Raw genomic sequence first — 22,047 nt, forward strand, 5'->3', positions numbered from 1 at the left:
CTCGTCAGGTCGCGGGTCACCAGGTGTTGCTCTGGACGCCGCCGATGATCACGTACGCGTTGGAGTGGCCGCACCACGAATCGGGGAAGGAGCCCGTGTAGCTCCCGCGACCGTTCGAGACGTTGATGCGGATGTTGGTGTTGAGCCGCGTGCCGTTGCACCACGCGTACCCGGAGGTCTGGCCGTCGGGGAAGCCGGACACGCTCACGTTGTAGTGCCAGCAGTCGCCGCCGCAGTAGCCGTACGGGCCGCTGTAGTAGCCGACCCGGGCCCCCTTGGTCAGGTTGACGACCTTCGGTTCGTTCTGCACGGAGAACGAGTCGGAGGACGCGGTCCCCGCGCTCCCGCTGCCGAGGTTCACGGCGCGCACGGCGACGGAGTGCGATCCGGCGCCGACACCTGTGAAGCGGTGGCTCGTGTTCTGGCCGGAGTTCACCCAGGCGCCGCCGTCGATGCGGACGTCGTACCGGACGGTGCCGCCGCCCGTGTTCGACGGGGCGTTCCACGTCACGTCGACGCTCGTCGGTGCGTAGCCGTTGGGCTGCGCCTTCACGCCGGTCGGCGCGCCGGGTGTGCCGTACGGCGTCTCGGGGGCCGACAACGGCGACCACTGGCTCCAGCCGATCGCGTTCTTCGCGCGCACCTGGAAGCGGTAGGCCGTGCCGTTCGTGAGCCCGGTGAACTCCTGATCGACGCCGGCGGCCCCGGCCCCGAAGGTCCGTCGCTGCCCGTTGTAGTCGACCTCGTAGTCGGTGATCGGCGAGTTGTTGTTCGCGGGCGCCGCCCAGCGGATCGTCACCGACCGGTTCCCCGAGTTGCGGATCTCGGGCGCGACGGGACGGTCGGGCGCGTCGCGGACGACGACGAGGACGCGACCCTGCACCTCGCGAGCCGGGTCCGTCGTGCCGTCCTGGATGCGGTAGACGACGCTCAGCGTGCCGGTGAAGGCCGCGCCGGCCGTCACCGTCACGTTCGAGGCCGTGTGCGACACCGAGGCGCCGGCGCCGACGTCGGCCTGGTCGATCTGGGCACTGACCACGGTCAGGGGCGCGTCGGGTGCGAAGGGGTTGAAGTCGTTGGCGAGCACGTCGACCGTCGCGGTGCCGCCGCGGACCATCTCGACCGGCCCGTCGTCGTTCGCCTTCGGCAGCGCCCTGGTCGAGGAGACCACCTTCACGTCGACGTATCCCGGCACCGTGAATTCGTTGAACACGACGTCGAACGAGACCCGTGCTTCCGTGCCCGGCTGAACGCCGAGCGGCGAGGAGAGTCGGAGGATCGAGCCCTCGACGATCGTCGCCTCGATCTCGGCGCTCGCCCCCTGGAGGTTGCGGTACTCGACCCGCTCGATGTTGTCGGGGTTCGGCTGGTCGGTCGACGAGCGCAGGTCGACGTCGAGCGGCGCCTCGCCGGCCTCGATGGTCTCGCTGCGCGGTGTGAAGGTCGGCGGGGTGTCGTTGAAGTCCGGGTCGCCGACCGTGATCGGGATGGTCAGGATGGCGGTGCGCCCCACGGGATCCTCGGCGCTCTCGCCATCCGTCACCTCGAAGGTCAGCGACGCCGCTCCGCGGTAGTCGGCAGCGGGGACGTACTGCACGGCGGTGCCGCTCACGAACGCCGGTTCGCCGGCGTTCGTCGAGGATGCGGACAGGATGAGGGCCGGGTTTCCCGACGGGACGACGACGAGGTCGTCGACGTTCCAGCTGATGCTGCCGTTCATCGGCACGATGACCTCGCCGAGGTCCTTGAGATACGGCGCGGGGAACTTCGCCTTCTCCTCCGCGAGCAGCTCCTCGGGCGTCTTCGGCCGCTGCGTCTCCTCGACGGTGTCGTCACCGGACGGCACCGGCGGAACGATGACGAACGCCATGGCGGAGAGGTCGTCGAGCTCGTTGGTCAGTCGGTAGGCGACCGCGTAGCGCTCGCGGCCGGGGGTCACGTCGATCGTGCCGTCGGCGGCGACCTGGGCGCGGTCGGCGTTCGGCCCTTCGAGCGTGACCGCGAGGTCCTCGACGAGCCCGCCCGGGTTCGTGGCATCCGCCAGCGGGTCGACCGTGACGCTCTCGCCGTCGACGACCTCCTCCGGCTCGATCACCTGGTCCTCGGCGGTCGGCGGGTCGATCACGGCGTCCTCCGTCACGGCGACCTGCAGGAACGCGGTGTCGGCGCCGCCGTGGCCGTTCGAGATCTCGTAGCGGATCGTGTACGCGGCCTCCTGCTGCGGCGCGGTCACCACGACGCGGCGACGGTCGCGGATCTCGGCCTCGATGTCGTCGTCGACCTCGGGCAGATCGGCGACGTGCAGCTGGTACCCGCTCGGGTCGGAGTCGTTGAGGAGCACCTCGACCGACGCCGTGCGCCCGGGCTTCATCTCGATGGCGTCGTCGACCGCCTTCGGCGGCAGCTGCACCTCGGGACGCGGGATGACGCCGATGCGGATGGTGCCCTCGGCGGTCGCGCCGAACGTGTCGCGCACCTCGTAGCGGAACGCGTCGGTCCCGGCCGAACCGCTGAACGCCTCGTACGTGAACGAGGTGCTCGTGCGCTCGATCACGCGGCCGAACTCCGGCGCCACGGTGATGCCCGTGAGGACCACCGAGTCGCCGTCGGGGTCGAGCTGGTCGAGCGGCACGTCGACCTTCACGGCAGAGCCGGCGAACGTGCGCGAAGTGAGCGGCGTCGGCAGCGGTGCGCGGTTCTCGCCCGCGTCGCGGGCGACGACCGTGAAGCGCACGGTCGCGCGCGCGGTCTGCCCCGAGTCGTCGCCGACCGTGTAGACCGCGCTGTAGACGCCCGGCTGCTCCGGCGCCTGGAAGCGCACGGTGTCGCCGTCGGCGAACGCGAGCCCCTCGGGCGCGTCGACCTCGACGAGCTCCGGGAGCAGGTGCATCGTCGCGGCATCGGGGTGCGTGTCGTTCTCGAGCACGTCGACGGTCACGATGTCGCCCGCACGCACGATCGCGCCGTCGTCGACCGCCACCGGCGGCTGGTGCTTGACGAGCGGTGGCACGGGCACGATCGTCACGCTCGCCGTGGAGGAGTTCACGCCGTCGGAGATCGTGTAGGAGACCTGCAACTGCTCGTCGAGCGCCTGCGAGGCGGTGATGCGGAGCACCGTGTTCGTGATGATCTCGACCGACACGAGCCCGTCTGCCGCCGAGTCGTCGATCGACTGCACGGCGAGCACACGGCCCGACGGCGAGACGTCGTTCGCGAGCACGGGCACCGTGAGCGGCTCGGCCGCGCGGAGGTACGCGGTGTCCTTGACCGCGATCGGCGGCGGCGCGTCGGCCGGGGCCTCGACGACCTGGACCCGCACGAGCCCCTTGCTCGTCGCGGCGCCCGCGCCGAGCGAGTAGAGGAAGACGTACTCCCCCGGCTCGACGCTCGAGAACGCGATCGTTCCCCGCTCGACGTTCGGCGTGATCGAGGGGCCCTCGGGCGCCTCCTCCAGGCCGAGGAGTTCGAGCCCCGCTCCGGAGGGCGAGAGGTCGTTGGCGAGCGGCGCGATGAGCGTCGTCTCACCGGTGAAGACCCGCGTGAAGTCGGGTGTGCCGACGGGGTTCAGGGTCCCCGTGGGCTTCACCTCGACGGTGAGGGTGCCGGCGGCCGTCGTCTGCCCGTCGGAGACGGTGTACTGCACCTCCTTGGTGCCGAGCTCGGCCGACCGGTGCTCGAACGTGATCAGGCCGTCGGGGCTCGATCGCACCGTGTCGCCGCCGGTCGGCGAGGCGTTCACGAGGTAGAGGTCGTCACCGTCGGGATCGTTCCAGTCGGCGAGCAGGTTGTACGAGAGCTGCTGGCCCTGCTCGACGCTGATCGCGGCCTGGCGGAGGGCGGCGGGCGCGGTGTTCTCGCTGTCGGGCACGATGCGCACGTTCACGGATGCCTCGGCGACGCCGCCGCGACCGTCGTCGACGCCGTAGCGGAACGACACGCTGCCCGCGGCACCGGCCGCCGGGGTGAACTGCAGGGCCCGCCCGCCGTCGATGAGTTCGAGCCGACCGGCCGCCTCGGAGACCTCCGACGTGCCGGCGATCGTGAGCACGTCGCCGTCGGGGTCGGTGTCGTTCTCGAGCACCTCGAGGATGGTCGTGCGCTCGGGTCGCACGCCGTAGTCGTCGTCGCGCGCCACCGGCGGGCGGTTCACGTCGGTGCGCTCGGCCAGGGTGTCCTCGAAGGTCTGCTGGGCCGACTTCTCGTCGCCCTCGAGCTCGTCGCTCTCCTCGGGCGGCGTGACCTCCTCCCAGTTGTCGACGAGCCGGAGGTCGGAGTCGACGAGCCAGGCATTGCCGTTGGTCAGGTCGTTCAGCACGATCACGTCGCGGTTCACCCGGAACTCGAGGCGCGAGCCCGCCGTCGGCTGCTCGATGGCGGTCGACTGCGGTTCGGCGTCGTCGCACGCGAGCAGGTAGCGGCCGACGGCGCCGCCCCACGCCCCGTGCGCGCAGCCGCCGAGGCGCACGGGGGCCGCGACCTCGCCGGCGTCCGCCGCCGCGACGTCGCCGCCGTTCGGGACGGTGCGCACCGCGCCTCCCGCGAGCGGCACCTCGAGCAGGCCGGTGGCGGTGGCGAGCACGACGCGCTCGTGCTCGGGGCCGGACTGCTGGAGCCGCAGCGCCGGCTCCGGCAGCTCGATCTCGCGCCCGTCGACGACCACGCGATCGGATTCCTCGTCGAAGACGACGGCGCGCTCGCCGACCGCCGTGAGCTGATGCTCGCCGATCGCGGGCAGCGCGGTGCTCGTCGTCTCCGACGCCTCCCGGGCCAGCGACACGAGTTCGCCGTCGCCCGGCGCGGTCGCGAGGATCATGCCCTCCCGGGTGACGGCGACGTGCGCGCCGGAGCCGAGGTCGGCGATCGGGTCGGTGCCGCGGTAGTCGAACGCGAGATCTCCGTCGGCGTTCACCCGCCAGAGCTCGCCCTCGGGCGAGAGGATCGCGAGCACGTCGCCGCCGTACGCGATCTCGGACGCCGGGGGCACGTCGATACGCTGCACGAGCGTCGTGAACGACGGGTCGATGCGCTCGATCGAGCCGACGCTCGGGTCGAACAGGAACGCGTCGTCGCCGTCCTGGAACACGTCGATCTCGTTCGACGCCGTCGCGACCGCGGCGTCGAGCTCCTCGATCTGGCGGTTCAGCCGGCCGGCGAGCAGTTCCTCGGCGTTCGTGACCCACACCTCGCGGGCCCGGAGGTCGGGGTCGGTGACGGGAAAGCCCTGGTACGCCATGGCGAGCCCGACGGGCACGCCCGCGAGCACGACGAGTGCGGCGACCGAGGCGACGTTGCGGCGCGAGCGCGCCCATGACCTCAACGTGACCACAGCTTCGTCTCCCCCGGTGCGTTCCGTCGGTAGGGCGTCGGATATCGCCGCCGAAGAGACCGGCGGGTCGCGCATACGCTAACACGGCGATTCCGGGCCCCCGAAATGGGGAGCGGTCCCCACCGGCGACCGATACGGAGGGGATCCCCCGCACCGCTGCGGCGGGAATCGGAGATCCGCCTCCGGCGTCGGGTGCCGCGTCAGGCGTCGCCCGCTGCGCCCCCGCCGTCGCGGTCGCCGTCCAGCAGTGCCAGGTCATCGGCACTCACCAGGCGGGTCGCCACCGCGTACTCGACGAGCCGGGCACGACGGTTCACGGCGAGCCGGCCGCGCCCGCCCCGCAGTCCGTCGACGCCGATCTTGTCGAGCTTCTCGCACACGTTGTCGAGCTTGCGGTTGAACGTCGTCATGCTCCAGCCGAGGCGTGCCGCGGCCTCGGCCGAGGACGGCACGGTCGCGCGCCCCGCGCTCGGCTGCGAGAGCACGTGCTCGGCGAGCGCGACGATGAGCAGGCGCTGGCTCGTCGTGAGCGTGACCGGCAGGATCGTCGTGCCGCCGTCGGCGGGCGCCGCGGTGAGCGAGGTGTTATAGAAGTCCTCCTCGGCGTGCACCGTGAAGTCGTAGGTCGTGGCGCCGGCGCTGAACATGACGTGGACCGTCTTGAAGACGAGCGGCAGCTTGGCGCCCGGTGCCACCCAGGACTGCACGCTGCCCGTGGCATCCGACACCGTCGCGGCGAGCAGCTGGCCGACGTTCGAGAGCCACCACAGCCCGAACTCGCTCGAGAGGGTCAGGAAGGTGCGGTGCAGGTACGGGTTGTCGTCGATCGTCAGGTCGGAGTCGCGACCGATGGTGAACGTGCTCCCGGCCTCGACCGTGTACCACTCGCCGCAGTACTCGACGCGGAGCGGCCTCACGGCGTGCACCCGGTGACGGGCTCGGAGGTCTTGCTTCCGCGCTGCACCTGCACCTCGATGCACACCGTCTGCCCGGCCGCGACGCCGTCGACGACGATCTCGGGGCCGTCGGCGACGGCGGTCGAGCCCGCACCGTCCGCGCGTTGCCACCGGTAGCGGTCGCCCGCCTGCGCACTGTCGTGGCGCACGGCGAAGACCGCGCGGCCGTCGGCGACCGTGCCCGGCTCGACCTCGGGCGTCGGGACCGTCGCAGCGACCACCGCGTCCTCGGACGTCGTCGGCGAATCGTCGACGTCTCCGTCCGGACCGCCGAGGGATCCGCCGAGCAGCAGGGCCCCGCTCACCGCGACGATGACCGCGATCCCCGCGACGGCGGTGATGATCCCGGCGACGGCGCGCCGGCCGCCCGTCGGGGCGTCCTCTCGGTGAGGCGCGTCGCCGCCGCGCCGTGCGGGCGCGGCGATCGTCGCGCCCTCGACGGGCTCGACCGCCGTCGCGACCTCGCGCGTCGGCCGGATCACCGTCCCGTCCTCCACCGGCGCCGATGCCGGAACCGCTGCCGGCACCGCCCGACCGCCCGGAACCGGACCGCCCGCTTCGACGACGCGCACCGAGCGGGCACGGGTCGCCGGCTCGTCGTCGGATCCGGGCGCGGGTCCGCCCGGCGCGTCGACGGCGCCCGCCGCGTCGACGAGGTTCGGCACCTCGATTCCGGTCACCGAGTAGCCCAGCTCCAGCTCGACGCGCTGCAGCGCCCGACCGAGTTCCACGGCGCTCTGGAACCGGTCCTCGCGTCGAGCGGCCATGCCCGTCGCGAGGACCGATTCAAGGCTTGCCGGCACGTCGTCCCGGCCGATCGGCGTGATCCGACCACGTTCGATGCGCCCGATGAGGTCGAGCGGGCCGTTCGAGCGACCGGGCACCTCGAACGGCGTGCGACCGGCGAGCAGGGTGTGCACCGTCGCGGCGAGCGCGAACACGTCGCTCCGGGTGTCGGGGCGCGGGTCATCCTCGAACATCTCCGGCGGCGACCACGGCACGCTCATCCCCACTGCCGCGCGATCCGAGCCCGTGCCCGAGCCCGTGGCCGCGGCATCCCCCGTGAAGCTCATGGTGTGGACCGGCAGCTCGCCCTCGAGGTCGGAGGAGATGCCGAAGTCGCTGAGGGCGGGCCATCCGTAGTCGTTGGTCAGGACGTTCGCCGGTTTGATGTCGCGGTGCAGGATCCCGGCGGCGTGCGCCGTCGCGACCGCCCCGGACAGGCGGATGCCGGTGCGCAGCGCGTCCTCGACCGAGAACGGCTGCCGCTTGTACCGCTCCGACAGGCTCGGCCCCGAGCAGTACTCCATCACGAAGTAGGGGCGGCCGTCGGCCGAGACATCCGCGTGGAAGATCGTCACGATGAACGGGTGCGCCGACAGTCGCGCCATGAGGTTGGCCTCGGCGACGAACTGCGCACGCGTCGAGGCGTCGATGTCGTCGGCGAGGAGCACCTTGACGGCGACCTTGCGTCGGGGCAGCCGCTGCTCGTACAGGTAGACGTCGGCGAAGCCCCCGGATCCGAGGAGTCCGAGGTGGGTGTGACCGGGCAGTTCCGGCGGTGCGGCGGGCGGGCGTCGCATCAGCGGACCACCACCTGGATGCTCCAGCCGCCGCCGAGGTCGATGACGGTGTCGGGCAGCACCGGGGTCCCCTCCGACGGGCGCAGCCGCAGCGGCGGCTGACCGGGGGCGACGACCTGGGTGCCGTTGCGGGAGTCGAGGTCGGTGACGACGACGGTCCCGCCCTCGACGGCGACGCGCAGGTGCGTGCGCGAGATGTCGGGGTCGCCCGCACCGATGACGACGGGCCGCGGCACGCGGCCGCCGGCCACGCGGCCGATCGCCGGCGCGCGGCCGAGCACGAGTTCGCCGACGATCGGTTCGATCGACCCGTCGGGCATGCGCAGCGCCAGCGGCGGCGACGCCGGGGCGGATGCCGCGTGGTCGCGGCCCGCGTCGGCGTCGCGTCGCTCGCGGAGGCGACGGATGTCGGCGGCGGCCACCGTCATCCCGTCATGGTCGCCGAGGATCGGAGCGTGAACGGCCGCGGGCGCTGACGGAGCCTCGGTTCGCTCCGGCGGGGCTGAGCCGAAGTCGGGCGGCACGATCGGCGCCGGTCGCTCGAAGCTGGGCCGCTCGGTCCGCGAGACGCCGACGATCGTGTCCTCGGGCACCATGGTGCGCTCGTCGGTCACGACCGTCTCGGCCACGTGCTCGACCGCAGGTTCGCCCGGTACGACGGACTCGGCCGCGCGGTCGGGGGGCGCGATGCCGGCCGCGCCGTCGACGGGAGCGACGGCGCGCGCGGGCTGCGCCGTCACGCCCTCGACGCTCCAGTCGACGACGGATGCCGCGACGACGCCCTCGAGGATCGGCAGCGGCGTGCCCGTCGCGTCGGCCGCGACGGCGACTCGCACGTGGGGCCGTCCCTCGACGGCGCGCTCGTGCCAGGTCGACACGCCGACTGCGGACACCTCGACCTCGCCGAGCGTGACGCGGAGGTCGCCGCGCACGAGCGCACGAGCCGTTCCCGTCGCGCTCTCGCGCACGACGAGTGCGAAACTCGGCGCGGCCGTGATCCCCGATCCCGCCAAGCGGTCGATCACGTGCGCGGCGGCGGCGCCGTCGAGACGGGGCCAGAGTGCAAGCAGGTCGTCGACGCGCTCGGCCGGCAGCACCAGCAGCGCCTCGTCGCGCACCGCGGTCAGCCAGCGACCGCCGTGGTCGGGCAGGTACTCCGCCACGTCATCCCCCGTTCCCGCGCGGCGTGGTCTCCTCGACCGACGCCGCGATGCCGTCGTCTCGGTCGCGCGTCGTGCCGTCCTCGTCGGCGGCACCGCCGAGATCGGACTCGACCACGATCGCGCTCACGTTGTCGCGCGCGCCGGCCGCCAGCGCGGCATCCACCAGTTCCCCGGCGAGCCCCGCCGCGTGCATGGAGTGTCCCGCCAGGATCCGCCCGATCTCGATGTCGCCGATCTCCTTCGAGAGGCCGTCGGAGCAGATGAGGAACACCTGGCGCCCCGTCGCCGGGACCAGCCACACGTCGGGCTCCACATGCGCGTCGGCGCCGATCGCGCGCGTGATCACGTTCCGGTCCGGATGCCGCTCCGCGTCCTCGGCACGGAGCAGGCCCGCGTCGACCATCTCCTGCACGGCCGAGTGGTCGACCGTCACCTGCTCGAGCCGCCGGCCGTTCCAGGCGTACACCCTCGAGTCGCCGACGTTGAACACCATCCAGTGCACGCCGCGGCCGTCCCCGGCGTCGACGAGCGCGATCCCCGAGACGGTCGTGCCCGCCACGGCGGTGCCCTCATCGCCCTCGTCGGAGAGCCCCCGGACCACGTCGTTCGAGCTGTGGATCGCGTCGAGCACGCGCTCGGGCGTCGACGGCGTGCCGGCATCGAGGTGCCGTCGGAAGGTGTCGACCACGCCGCGGCTCGCGGCGTCGCCGCGGGCGTGGCCGCCCATGCCGTCCGCGACGAGGTAGACGGGCGGCCGCGCGAGCAGCGAATCCTCGTTCACCGTGCGGACGTTGCCGACGTGGGTGCGGGCGCTGTGCGCGATCCGCGCCGATCCCGTGGGGATGGGCACGACACCGCTGCCGTCAGACGTCACGTGATCGGGTCCTCTCTGGGCAGGGCAGAGTTCACGCCGTGGGGCGCAGACGCTCCACGCTAGCAAGCGCTCGCCGCGCTCGCGTCACGCGCACCCGCGACGCAGCGACGTCAGCGCTGGACGGACGAGCTGTCGGCGTCGCGATCCCGCTCGCTCTCGCCCTCCTCGGTGAAGTGCGGGATCTCCTCGCCGAGCGTGTGGCCGCGGCGCCGGGCGTCGAGATTGGCCTTCACGAGGCTCGCCACGGTCGCGACCGCCATCGCGCCGACGATCACCGCGAGCGACGTCCAGGTCGAGATGTCGGGCGCCCATTCGATGTGCTCGCCGCCGTTGATGAACGGCAGTTCGTTCTCGTGCATCGCGTGCAGCACGAGCTTCACGCCGATGAACGCGAGGATGAAGGCGATGCCGTACTTGAGGTACTCGAGGCGTTCGAGCAGGCCGCCGAGGAGGAAGTAGAGCTGGCGCAGGCCCATGAGCGCGAACACGTTGGCCGTGAAGACGATGAACGGGCTCTGGGTGATGCCGAAGATCGCGGGGATCGAGTCGAGCGCGAAGATGAGGTCGGTCGTGCCGATCGCCACGAAGACGATGAGCATCGGCGTGAAGAAACGGCGGCCGTCGATCATCGTGCGGAGCTTGATGCCGTCGTAGTCGTTCGTGATCGGCAGACGTCGGCGCAGCAACCTGATGAGGGCCGAGTCGCCACCCTCGTCCTCGTGGTCGCCGAACGCCTGCTGGGCCGCCGTGTAGAGCAGGAACGCGCCGAAGATGTAGAAGATCCAGCTGAAGTTCTCGATGAGCTGCGCGCCGAGCAGGATGAAGATGCCGCGCAGGATCAGCGCGAGGATGATGCCCACCATGAGCACCTCCTGCTGGTACTTCCTCGGCACCGCGAACCTCGCCATGATGATGACGAAGACGAACAGGTTGTCGATCGAGAGGCTGTACTCGGTGAGCCAGCCCGCGAGGAACTGGGCGCCGTGTTCGGCGTCGCCGATGACGAACATCAGCCCGGCGAACACGAGCGCGAGCGCGATGTAGAACGCGACCCACAGCGTCGACTCGCGGAACGACGGCACGTGCGGGCGCTTGATCACCATCAGCAGGTCGGCGAGGAGGATCAGCGTCAGGACGACGAGCGAACCGATTTCGAACCAGAGGGGCAGTGCGGTCACGGGAGCCTTTCAGAGGGTGCGGCAAGGACCGAAAGTCTCTCCCGGCGCATCGGCTGCGCCGCCACGCCCGGAGCGGCATCGACGGCGCTCGTACTGACGATCGTGGCCCGGAGCCGAACGGCCCCGGCGGGATACTCCCCTTCGCTCGCACGAGTCTAGGCGACCGCGCGCGGAAACGACGAACGCCCCCGCACGAAAGTACGGGGGCGTTCGCCTGTCATTGGTGACCCCAGCGGGATTTGAACCCGCGCTACCGCCGTGAGAGGGCGGCGTCCTAGGCCGCTAAACGATGGGGCCTCGCTGCGACGTGTTCGAGTATGGCATACGTCTCCGGCCCATTCCAAATCGAGCGGCCGGCCGCGCGCGCGCACCCGCTCAGGCGAACACCCGGAGGGCCCCCGGGACGACCTCGACGTCGACGGGGAGCGCGCCCACCCGCTCGCCGTCGGCATAGGCGACGATGTCGTCCGCCTCCACCCGCACCCGCCGCGCCCGCACGAACTCGACGGCGGGATGATCGACATGCTCCCCCGCGAATACACGAGGGAACACTCCCAGCAGGCCGATGCGCGACAGCGGATGCACGATGAACACGTCGAGCATGCCGTCGGAGAGGTCCGCGTGCGGGACGATCCGCATCCCGCCGCCGAGCGACGGGGTGTTGGCGACGGAGACGAGCATCGCGGCCTGCTCGCGCCGGGCGCCGTCGATCGTGATCGCGTACCGACGGGGCCGGAACGTCGCGAGTTCGCGGAGCAGCGCTATCGTGTACCGGCTCGGACCGCGCGGACGCGTCATCCGGTTCGCCCGCTCGTTCACCACCGCGTCGAAGCCCGCCGACAGGACGCAGGCGAACCACGTGCGGAGCTCGCCGTGGTGCATCAGCCCGAGATCGATCGACTGGGGCGGACGTCGCAGCGCCTCGACGAGCGCCTCGATCCCCGCCTCGGGGTCGTCGTGCGGCAGCCCGAGGGCTCGGGCGAGGTCGTTGCCCGTTCCGGCGGCGACGAGCCCCATGGGCACGTCGGACCCCGCGAGCACGTTGATGCCGAGCGAGACCATCCCGTCGCCGCCGACGACGACGAGCCCGTCCGTCCCGGCCTCGAAGGCCGCCTGGACCTCCAGCCGGAGCAGTTCGAAGTTGTCGGCGCGCAGGACGGTCACCTCGTAGCCCTCGGCCTCGAGGCGCCGCGCGGCGGCCGGCCCGATCGACCGGTTGCGACCGAACGAGGCGCTCGGGTTCACCGCGAGCAGGAGGCGACGGAGGCCACGCGACATGCAGCGATCATGGCAGTGCAACCCGGTTGCGCGCACGACACGCACGGTGTTGGCTCGGAACATGCGCGTCACCAAGCTCGAGCACGCCGCCCTCGTCGTGGAGCACTCCGGCGATCGACTGTTCGTCGACCCGGGAAAGTTCACCACCCCGATCACCGAGGCGACCGGCGCGCTCGCGGTCGTGATCACGCACCTGCACGACGACCACTGGACCCCGGAGCAGATCGGACGCATCCGCGAACGCAGCCCCGGTGTCCGCGTCTTCGGGCCCGACGGCGTCGTCGCGGCGGCCGCCGACGCCGGCATCGAGGTGGAGCGCGTGGAACCCGGAGACGAGATCGAGGTCGGTCCGTTCCGGCTCCGATTCTTCGGCGGACGGCACGCCGTGATCCATCCGTCGATCCCGGTCATCGACAACGTCGGCGTGCTCGTGAACGACGCGGTCTACTACGCCGGCGACTCGTTCGCCCTGCCGGAGGGCGTCGAGGTCGACGTGCTCGCGGCACCCGCCGGGGCTCCGTGGATGAAGATCTCCGAAGCCATGGACTACGTCATGGCGGTCCGTCCGAAGCGCGCCTTCCCCACCCACGAGATGGTGCTCTCCCGCGCCGGCAAGGACCTGTCGAACGCCCGGCTCGGGTGGGCGACCGAGCAGGGCGGAGGCGAGTACCTCCCGCTCGAGCCCGGAGACTCGTTCGACGTCTGAGGCGACGGATGCCGCGGCATCCGCTGTGAACTGACACAACGGCCGAGCGCGGCACCACCCGGCGTTTGGCGGATACCGCCGAAGTTCCGGCGCATTCATTGACGGGCTCACGGAAGCTCTGCCAGATTCGTGCCACTTTCGGCCGCGACGGAGCGACCGTCGGCCGGATGTCACGGCCGAGGGCACCGCGCGGACACGAGTGGCGGCGCCCTGGCCACCCCGGCGCCGTCGGTCCTGCACCCCACGCACACGGGCGCCTTCGGCGCGCCGGAGAACCCAGGAGACTCGATGACGAGAACCGACCCCGCCGTCCACCGCCACGGCCTCGGCGTGCGGATCGCCGCCGCCGCGACCACGCTCGCCCTGATCGCCCTCGCGGCGTTCTTCCTGCTCACCACGAACACGATCTCGGCGGGCGCCACGCGGCTCTCCGACGGCGCCGGACAGGCCGACGCAGGCGCAGCGGATCTGGCCGACGGCGCCGAGACCCTCGCGGCCGGGGCCGGCGAGCTCCGCGACGGCGCGTCGGACGCGGCCGACGGCGCCGCGGCGGCCGGCGCGGGGGCCGAGTCCTCCGCTGCGGGTGCGGCGAAGCTCGAGGCCGGCGCCGTCTCGGCGCGGGCCGGCGCGGTCGAACTGGCCGACGGCGCGGCGCGGAGCGCGGCGGGCGCCAGCGACGCGGCCTCCGGTGCGGCTCGGGCCGCGAGCGGCTCGAGCGCCCTCTCCGACGGCATCAGCCGCGCGAACGCCGGCGCCGCCGACCTCGCGACCGGCGCGGGGAACGCCGCCGACGGTGCCGCCCGCCTCGCCGACGGCGCCTCCCGACTGGCCGGCGGCGTGGCCGCGCTCGCCGCCGGCGGCGACCTGGTGGAAGGCGGCGCAGCGGCACTCGCCGCGGGCCTCGGCGACGCCGTCGGGCCCGACGGCGTACCTCTCCTCGTGGCGGGCACCGGCGCCGTCGCGACGGGCGCGAAGGGCGTCGCCGACGGCGCTGCCGGACTCGCTGCGGGCAGCACGTCGCTCGCGCAGCAGCTCGCAGCATTCCACCAGGCCCTCGTCGACGGCGGAGCCGACCAGGCGACGGTCGCGAACGCGCTCGCGCTGGCGCAGGCCGCGCAGCAGCTCGCCGGTTCCGCCGGCGCCGTCTCGACCGGTGCCGCCGAGGTGTCCGCCGGAGCACAGTCGGCCTCCGCGGGAACGCAGGCACTCGCCGGGAAGCTCGACGTCGCGGCGGCCAGGTCGGGCGAGCTCGCCGCGGGTGCGGCCGCGCTCGACGGGAAGCTCGACCTCGCCGCGTCCAGCGCCGGGACGCTGAGCGCGAAGTCCGCCGAACTCGCCGACGGCGCCGCTCGCCTCAGCGCCGGCGCGGCGAGCCTCCGCGGCGGCACCTCGACGCTCGACCTCAAGGTCGATGAACTCGTCGCCGGGACCGGACGACTCGCCGCGGGTACGGCCGAGCTCGCCGCGGGCGCGCAGCGGCTCTCGACCGGGGCGGGCGGGCTCGCGATCGGCAACGGGTCCCTCGCGCAGGGCGCGACCGACCTGTCGACCGGGCTCGACGAACTCGCGACCGGGTCGGCAGAGCTCGCCGCGGGCACGAGGACGCTCGCCGACGGCACGATCGAACTCGCGACCGGCGCCGAGACGCTCGCGTCGGGAGCTGCGGAGCTCCGCGACGGCAACGGCCGTCTGGCCGCGGGCTCCGCGGAACTCGCAGCGGGCACGCGTGGCGTCTCCCCCGGCGCACTGCTGCCGTGGATGGTCGTGTTCGGAGCCCTGACCCTGACGGCGCTCGCCGCGTGGTTCGTCCACCGGTTCCGGCACGCTCGGATGGCGCCCGCATCGGCATGACGCGAACCGAGGGCACGGCTGCGGGAGACGCACGCCGTGCCCTCTCGCATGCCCGACCGCAGCCCCTGACCGGGCGTGCTGCACGCCGAGGTGGCGTCAGTCGTCAGCCACCCGGGCCGCCGTTGCCGTTGCCATTGCCGTTTCCGTTGCCGTTTCCGTTGCCCGGTCCGTCGCCGTCACCGCCGGCACCCGTCGGCTGCGACGGTTCATCGGGTTGCTCCGGCGGGTCCGGCTCGACGAAGCGTCCGTCGGGGGACGATCCCGGTCCGGCCACCGGGCCGAGCCCGGCCTGGGTGAACTCGCCGCCGCCGTACTTCGCCGCGGCGGCGGACATCACCTCGGGCCACATCCGGTGACGAGCCGTGGCGGCCTGGCCGGTCGCGAACCAGATACCGCGCTGGTTGGCATCGCCGTTGACGCTCACCACCGCGGCCGCGGTGGCGACCTTCGTGCTCGCACCGACCATCCAGGTGTCCTTCGCGCCGTCGGTCGTACCCGTCTTTCCGATCAGCGGGACGTTCGGGACGGTCGCGGCTCGTGAGGCGACCGCGGTGCCCTGGGTCATCACCATGCCCATCGCGGTGTGCATCGCCGCGGCGACGGGCTCCGGCACCGATTGCGTGCAGGTCGACTTCGGAGGCGCGATCTCCTCACCGTCTCGACCGGTGATGCGGTCGATCGCGATGGGCGAGCACGTCCGGCCGTTGTTCGCGATACCGGCGAAGGCCACCGCCATCGAGAGCGGCGCGACCTCGTTCGTCCCGATCACCGACGACGGCCCCTGCACCAGTACGTTCCCGTCCGCGCGGTGGACGTCGAACGCCTCGGCGGTCTGGCGGATGCCGCAGAGGTCCAGTTCCTTGGCCATGCCGATGAACCCCGTGTTGATGGACCCGATGGTCGATTCGAGCGCACTGTAGTTGCCGCCCGACTCGTTCGCATCGTTGCGGGGATTCCAGTCGCCTGCGAAGTGCGGTCCGAGGCAGCTGTCGCGGAAGACTCCCCAGTTGCTCTTCGGTCGGGAGTCGACGCGCTCAGCGAGCCCGTGGCCCTCCTTCAGCCACTCGGCCAGCGTGAACACCTTGTACGACGAGCCGGGTTGGAACCCTCGCGACCCTCCGTACTCGAAATCGGTGTTGTAGTTGATGCTCGTGAACTGCGGGCCCTTCGCGAGCACCTTCGGGTCCTGGCTGTACGCCCGGTTCTGCGCCATCGCGAGCACGCGGCCGGTGCCGACCTCGACGGTGGAGATCACGCCGCCCACGTCCCACCCGGGGTAGGTCGGCGGCACGTGAGCGGCGATCGCGCGCTCCGCAGCGGCCTGCAGGTCGAGGTCGAGGGTGGTGTAGACGTTGTATCCGCCGCGCCGGAAGTTCAGCAGGCGGGATGCGTCGTCCTCACCGAAGACCGGGTCGTTCTGCAGGATGTGCTTGACGTAGTCGCAGAACCACGCGCTGCCGCCGGCGGTCTGGCAGCCCGTGCTCGGCTCGGTGATCTTCGGCTCCACGGGCGTCGCGATCGCCTCGTCGAACTCCGCCTGCGTGATCTTCGACTCGTCGAGCATGCTCTGCAGGATGTAGTCGCGCCGCCCGTGGTTCGCGGCGTAGCCGTCGGCGGCGCCGTTGACCTCGTTGCCGGGCTGATCGAGCCGGAACTTCGACGGGTTGTTCACGATCGCGACGAGCGACGCCGCCTGCGCGAGCGTCACGTTCGCCGCGGTCGTGCCGTAGTAGTAGTTCGCGGCGGCCTCGATGCCGTACACGGTCCCGCCGAAGCCCGCGATGTTCAGGTAGCCGAGCAGGATCTGGCTCTTGGTGTAGCGCTTCTCGACGCCGATCGCCAGACGCATCTCCTTGAGCTTGCGATCGATGGAGGTCTCGGTGACGGCGTCGTAGCATCCGTCGCGCTCGGCCTCGTCGGCGGCGGCCCGCTCGCATTCCTGGACGCGCACGTTCTTGACGTACTGCTGGGCGATCGACGACCCGCCCTGCGTCTCGCGGCCGCTCGCCGTCGTCACCGCTGCGCGCATCGTGCCCTGCAGGTCGACGCCGTTGTGCTCGTAGAACCGGGGATCCTCACCGGCGATGGCCGCGTCCTTGACGTACTGGCTCACCTCGTCCCAGTCGACCTCGACCCGGTTCTGGTCGTAGAACGACGCGAGCAGCCGATGCTTGCCGTCGGGCTGCGTCGCGTAGATGTTGCTCTTCACCGAGAGGTCGCCGATCTTGAGGTAGCTCGGCAGGTTCTCGAAGAGCGAGATGGTGCCGGATGCCGCGACTCCCGCCGTGGCGATCGCCGGGGTCACCGCGGCGGCGACGAGCAGTGCCGCGGCGGCGCTCACCGCGACGAGGCCGAGCAGCCCACCGAGGACACCCCCGAACGTGCGCGGTCGGGTCACCGCGCGATCGTGCGTGTCGCCGTACATCATCGAACCAACCCCGACCTTCCGAGGCCGTCCCCATGGCGGGACCGGGTGCAGGGTTCCGGTCCTCCTCGGCCTCGCCTTCCATCGAACCTCAGGGATCGGCCCTTGTAAAGCGACGCGGCGCGCGCCGCGCGTGCCGCTACCCGGAGATCACCCCGCGGATGCGGTGGCCGACGGCGATCGACTCGCCCGAGAGCGCCGACAGCGGCGAGATGAGGAAGGCGACGAGGTCGGCGATCTGGGTCGGCGAGGACTCGCCGCCCCTCCCGGGTTCGACGTCGACGGATGGCTCGGACCGCACCAGCCCGGGGTTGACCGTGTTGACCGTCACGCCCGACCCGGCGGCCGCGTCCGCGAGGTTCTTCGCGATGATGTTCAGTGCCGCGTTGCGCACGGAGCCCGTGATGTTCCCCGTCAGGAAGGCGTTCTGTCCGCTCACGCCGACGACGCGGCCGAATCCCGCCTCGGCCATCACGGGGATGGACGCGTTCGCGACCCGCAGGAAGGCGAGCGCCTTCGCGTCGATCGCCTCGGCGACCTGCGCCGGGTCGCCGCTGCGTGCCGGATCGAGCGTGTGCGCCGGGGGCGCCGCCGTCACGACGACCGCGTCGAGTCGGCCGTGCCGGTCGATCACCTGCGCGATCGCGGCGTTCACCGAGGCCTCGTCGCCGGCGTCGAGCACGATCCCGTCGCTCGGATTCCGCGATGCGACGACCACCGTCGCGCCCTCGTCGCGGGCCCGGCGCGCGATCGCCGATCCGATGAAGCCGCCGCCTCCGACGACGAGCACGACCCGACCGGTGAGTTGAAGGTCCATCCGCTCACGCTAGCGCGGGCCGCCGACCACGGTCGATCGCGAGCGGACGGCGTCAGCGCGTCGCAGCCGTGTGCGATCGGACGGCATCCTCCAGCGACCTCCGGTCGCGGATCGGGCTGGAACGGGGGTAGCTCGTGGTGAGGAAGTGCTGTGCGTACGGGAAGCAGGCGACCGAGAACGGGTCGTCGGCCCGGAAGTCCGCGCCGAAGGTGTTGCGGTCGATCATGACGGCCTCGAGGGGGACCTGCAGCGCCTGGGCCATCTCGCGCGGGTCGAAGACCAGTCCGAACGGGTCGGAACCGTCGTGCTCGAGCCGGCCGCCGTAGTCGACGGACAGGTTGCCCTCGACCCAGAGCCGTTGGTCGAGGGGCCGCATCGCCGCCATCGACAGGGGCGCCGTCAGGGTCAGGGTGTTCGCGCGCACGCGGCTTCGAACGTCGACGATCACCTCGCCGGCATACGAGGTGGTGACCACCGCCCGGTCGGTGGTCGAGGTCGAGAACCCCTGGCCGGGGTCGTAGTTGATCGTGTTGGACTCGTAGTCGCAGATGACCCACGTGAGCATCCCCGTCCGCACGTGCTCGGCGATGAGGTAGAGCTCGACCCGAACACCCCAGAACACCGAGGCGTGCACGTTGAACGCCCCGAGGATGGCGCAGGTGCGTGGCTCGTCGTCGGCGAACATGGCGGTCGGGACGAGGCGGTAGCCGGGCGGCAGCAGGCGATGCGCGGCGTCCTCGTCGCGGATCTCGTAGGCGAGGAAGGTGCAGTACGGTTCGACGACGAATCCCATGTACTCGTCGCCGCGGGCGCGCGCCACGATCCGGCGCTGCAGGCCGAGCGGCAGCTTGGCGAGCATCTCGGCGCGCCCGTACAGGGCGGCGACGCCCTTCGGCGAGATCGTCGTCTCGGTGTGCGTGATGAAGCGTCGCGATTCGGACGGCTCGATCCCTGATCCCATGGCGCCAGCCTAGGAACGTCGACGCCGGGGCCGAATCGTACGGACGATTGAGATCGCGATCGTGCACATCGCGGAGCCCGCGCTCCGCGGAGTCGACCGGGAAACACGAAAACCCCCGGTCGACCGGGGGTTTCTCACTGCTGGGGTACCTGGACTCGAACCAAGAACAACTGAACCAGAATCAGCCGTGTTGCCAATTACACCATACCCCAATGGCCCTGAACCGGGGTTCCGGGCCGACATGTAACTGTAGCCGATCGCAGGGTGCGGTCCAAATCGAGACGGGCCGGTGAGCGGATGCCGCGGCGGCGCGGTGCGGGGCGCGGCCGCGGCATCCGTCGGGGTCAGCCGATGAGCTGTGCGAGGCGGTCCATGCGTTCGAGCGAGTCGACGCGACCGAGGATCTGCATGGACTCGAACAGCGGCGGCGAGACCCGGCGGCCGGAGATCGCGACGCGGATCGGGCCGAAGGCGACGCGGGGCTTCAGGCCGAGGCCGTCGATGATCGCGGAGCGGAGGGCCTCCTCGATCTCGGTGTGCGTCCATGCCTCGCCGGGGATGCGCTCGAGCGCCTCGCGGGCGGCGGCGAGCACCGCGGGCGCGTCGGCCGGGAGCGACCCGACCGCCGCCTCGTCGAACTCGAGCCCCGCGGCATCCGTGAACAGGAAGCCGAGGAGGCCCGGGACTTCGCCGAGCACGGTGATGCGCTCCTGCACGAGCGGCGCGGCCTCGACGAGGAGCGCCTCCTCGCCGGGCGTGATGGGCGTCGAGACGATGCCGGCCGCCTGCAGGTAGGGCACGGTGCGGGCGGTGAAGTCGGCGAGTTCGAGCAGGCGGATGTGGTCGCCGTTGATGGCGTCGGCCTTCTTCTGGTCGAAGCGCGCCGGGTTGGGGTTCACGTCCTCGACGTCGAAGGCCTCGATGAGCTCGGCGCGGCTGAACACGTCGCGGTCGGCCGAGAAGCCCCAGCCGAGGAGCGCCAGGTAGTTGACGAGACCCTCGGGGATGAAGCCGCGGTCGCGGTGATGGAACAGGTTCGACTCGGGGTCGCGCTTGGAGAGCTTCTTGTTGCCCTCGCCCATGACGTAGGGCAGGTGCCCGAATCGGGGCACGAAACCCGTGACGCCGATCTCGATGAGCGCGTGGTACAGCGCGATCTGGCGGGGGGTCGACGAGAGCAGGTCCTCGCCGCGCAGCACGTGGGTGATGCCCATGAACGCGTCGTCGACGGGATTCACGAGGGTGTAGAGGGGAGCGCCGTTCGGGCGGACCACGACGAAGTCGGTCGTCGACCCGGCCGGGAAGTCGATGCGGCCGCGCACGAGGTCGTCGAAACCGAGGTCGACGTCGGGCACGCGCAGTCGCAGGGCGGGCTGGCGCCCCTCGGCGCGGAACGCGGCGCGCTGCTGCTCGGTGAGGTCGCGGTCGAAGTTGTCGTAGCCGAACTGCTTCGGACGACCGGCGGCCTCATTGCGCGCGTCGATCTCGTCGGCGGTCGAGTAGCTCTCGTAGACGTGGCCGGCGGCCTTCAGCCGCTCGATGACGTCGGTGTAGATCTCGCCGCGCTGCGACTGCCGGTACGGGCCGTGCGGGCCGCCGACGTCGATGCCCTCGTCCCACTGCAGGCCGAGCCAGCTCAGGGCGTCGATGATCTGCCCGTAGCTCTCCTCGCTGTCGCGGGCGGCGTCGGTGTCCTCGATGCGGAAGACGAAGGTGCCGCCGGTGTGGCGCGCGTACGCCCAGTTGAAGAGGGCGGTGCGCACGAGGCCGACGTGCGGGGTACCGGTGGGCGAGGGGCAGAACCGCACGCGGATGTCGGATCCGGTGGCGGTCGTCGTGGGGTGGGTCGTGTCAGACATCGCCCTCAATGGTACGGCCCGGCGCCGCATCGGGGCGGGCGCCGTCACGTCCTGCGACGAGCCGGGTGAGCGCCTCGGCGGCCACCGCGACGGCGGGCACGCCGCGGCCGCCCCGCGCCGTCACGAGGTGCAGCGTGCGGCGATCGCCGTTCGTCGTGCCCCGCACGGCGACGCCGGCGCGCTCCCCCGCCGATTCGATCGCGAGCGCGGGCAGCACGGCGACGCCGAGGCCGCTCGCCACGAGCTGCTCGACCGCGACGAAGTTGTCGGTCTCGACGGCGATGCGCGGCGCGAACCCCGCGGTGTCGCACAGCTCGAGCAGGTGCCCACGACAGCGCGGGCAGCCCGCGATCCAGGGCTCGCCTGCGAGGCCCGCGAGATCGATGGTGTCGCCGCCCGCGAGGGGGTGCCCGTCCGGCAGCACGACGTGCATCGGATCGCTGCCGATCGTGGTGACCTCGAGCCCGCGTGCGCTCTCGCGGTGCGGGTCGCTGCGGTCGCCCGGGTAGCTGAAGGTCAACGCGAGGTCGGCGCGGTCCTCGCGCACCGCGGCGACGGCCTCGGGCGGCTCGGCCTCGACGAAGCTCACCCGCACGCCCGGGTGCCGGCGGGCCATCTCGGCCATGAACTCGGGCACGACGGTCGGCGACGCCGACGGGAACGCCATGAGCCGCACACGCCCCGACCGGAGCCCCCTGAGCTCGGCGAGCTCGCCGCGGGCCGCTTCGAGCGCGGTCGCGACTGCGCCGCCGTGCCGTGCGAGCACGCGACCGGCCGGGGTCAGGCGGATGCCGCGGCCGGTCCGCTCCACGAGTGCGACGCCGGCGCGAGCCTCCGCCCGGCGGACCTGCTGGCTGAGCGCCGGCTGGCTGTAGCCGAGTGCGTTCGCTGCGGCCGTGATCGACCCGCGCTCGGCGATCTCGCGGAGCACGAGCAGGCTGGTGGCGTCGAGGTCGGCGAGGCCGCTGGTCTCCGCAGGCGAGGCGTCCATGCACTGATCATAAGCCTGCCTTATGCGACTGATCGCAGACCTGCTCTCGACGGATCGAAGCCACCCGAGCAGGCTGGAC

Annotated in this window: 14 protein-coding genes and 2 tRNA genes; 2 read left to right on the plus strand and 14 right to left on the minus strand. The window is 71.9% G+C overall.

From position 1 onward, the window contains the following. Positions 1–16: 16 nt before the first annotated feature. The 8 genes from ACIQH8_RS12820 to ACIQH8_RS12855 all read right to left on the minus strand — a co-directional run bounded on the left by ACIQH8_RS12820 (position 17) and on the right by ACIQH8_RS12855 (position 12,358). Positions 17–5,326 carry an Ig-like domain-containing protein gene (locus tag ACIQH8_RS12820; RefSeq protein ID WP_400999196.1) on the minus strand — a complete coding sequence of 1,770 codons (5,310 nt, stop codon included), beginning with the start codon at positions 5,324–5,326 and terminating at the stop codon, positions 17–19. A 200-nt stretch (positions 5,327–5,526) separates the two neighbouring features. After that, complete coding sequence (locus ACIQH8_RS12825; protein WP_400999198.1) at positions 5,527–6,243, minus strand: hypothetical protein; 717 nt, start codon at positions 6,241–6,243, stop codon at positions 5,527–5,529. After that, positions 6,240–7,865, minus strand: a complete 1,626-nt coding sequence (locus tag ACIQH8_RS12830) for a serine/threonine-protein kinase (protein WP_400999200.1) — start codon at positions 7,863–7,865, stop codon at positions 6,240–6,242. Before ACIQH8_RS12830 ends, ACIQH8_RS12825 begins: the two co-directional genes overlap by 4 nt. Then, positions 7,865–9,028 carry an FHA domain-containing protein gene (locus tag ACIQH8_RS12835; RefSeq protein WP_400999202.1) on the minus strand — a complete coding sequence of 388 codons (1,164 nt, stop codon included), beginning with the start codon at positions 9,026–9,028 and terminating at the stop codon, positions 7,865–7,867. The genes ACIQH8_RS12830 and ACIQH8_RS12835 overlap by 1 nt, the downstream gene beginning before the upstream one ends. Position 9,029: 1 nt before the next feature. After that, the gene (locus tag ACIQH8_RS12840) at positions 9,030–9,902 is read right to left on the minus strand and encodes a PP2C family protein-serine/threonine phosphatase (RefSeq protein WP_400999204.1); all 873 of its coding nucleotides are present in this window, start codon (positions 9,900–9,902) and stop codon (positions 9,030–9,032) included. A gap of 110 nt (positions 9,903–10,012) precedes the next feature. Then, on the minus strand, positions 10,013–11,080 hold the full coding sequence (locus ACIQH8_RS12845; protein ID WP_400999206.1) for a TerC family protein: 1,068 nt from the start codon (positions 11,078–11,080) through the stop codon (positions 10,013–10,015). 221 nt (positions 11,081–11,301) lie between these two features. Beyond that, positions 11,302–11,377: transfer RNA gene (locus tag ACIQH8_RS12850), tRNA-Glu, on the minus strand. A gap of 78 nt (positions 11,378–11,455) precedes the next feature. Next, positions 11,456–12,358, minus strand: a complete 903-nt coding sequence (locus tag ACIQH8_RS12855; protein ID WP_400999208.1) for a diacylglycerol/lipid kinase family protein — start codon at positions 12,356–12,358, stop codon at positions 11,456–11,458. Positions 12,359–12,419: 61 nt separating this feature from the next. On the opposite strand from ACIQH8_RS12855, the gene ACIQH8_RS12860 reads away from it, so the two are divergent. After that, positions 12,420–13,064, plus strand: a complete 645-nt coding sequence (locus tag ACIQH8_RS12860) for an MBL fold metallo-hydrolase (RefSeq protein WP_400999210.1) — start codon at positions 12,420–12,422, stop codon at positions 13,062–13,064. Positions 13,065–13,352: 288 nt separating this feature from the next. Then, entirely contained in the window at positions 13,353–14,915 is a 1,563-nt protein-coding gene (locus tag ACIQH8_RS12865; protein WP_400999212.1) for a hypothetical protein, read from the plus strand. A gap of 103 nt (positions 14,916–15,018) precedes the next feature. Here the strand turns inward: ACIQH8_RS12865 and ACIQH8_RS12870 are convergent, their stop codons facing one another. The 6 genes from ACIQH8_RS12870 to ACIQH8_RS12895 all read right to left on the minus strand — a co-directional run bounded on the left by ACIQH8_RS12870 (position 15,019) and on the right by ACIQH8_RS12895 (position 21,968). Continuing rightward, on the minus strand, positions 15,019–17,313 hold the full coding sequence (locus ACIQH8_RS12870) for a transglycosylase domain-containing protein (RefSeq protein ID WP_400999214.1): 2,295 nt from the start codon (positions 17,311–17,313) through the stop codon (positions 15,019–15,021). A 166-nt stretch (positions 17,314–17,479) separates the two neighbouring features. Continuing rightward, positions 17,480–18,157: an SDR family oxidoreductase gene (locus ACIQH8_RS12875; RefSeq protein ID WP_400999216.1), complete on the minus strand. Its 678-nt coding sequence runs from the start codon at positions 18,155–18,157 to the stop codon at positions 17,480–17,482. A gap of 52 nt (positions 18,158–18,209) precedes the next feature. Beyond that, positions 18,210–19,118, minus strand: coding sequence for a hypothetical protein (locus ACIQH8_RS12880; protein ID WP_400999218.1), 909 nt, complete (start codon positions 19,116–19,118; stop codon positions 18,210–18,212). Between the two features lie 140 nt (positions 19,119–19,258). Further along, positions 19,259–19,330 (minus strand) — tRNA-Gln (locus ACIQH8_RS12885). A gap of 132 nt (positions 19,331–19,462) precedes the next feature. Beyond that, positions 19,463–20,977 (minus strand): glutamate--tRNA ligase, encoded by a 1,515-nt coding sequence (gene gltX / locus ACIQH8_RS12890; protein ID WP_400999220.1) that lies wholly within the window; start codon positions 20,975–20,977, stop codon positions 19,463–19,465. Beyond that, the gene (locus tag ACIQH8_RS12895; RefSeq protein WP_400999222.1) at positions 20,970–21,968 is read right to left on the minus strand and encodes a LysR family transcriptional regulator; all 999 of its coding nucleotides are present in this window, start codon (positions 21,966–21,968) and stop codon (positions 20,970–20,972) included. The genes gltX and ACIQH8_RS12895 overlap by 8 nt, the downstream gene beginning before the upstream one ends. Positions 21,969–22,047: the final 79 nt, after the last annotated feature.

The sequence above is a fragment of the Agromyces sp. GXQ0307 genome (genome assembly GCF_044769845.1).
GTDB lineage: Bacteria > Actinomycetota > Actinomycetes > Actinomycetales > Microbacteriaceae > Agromyces.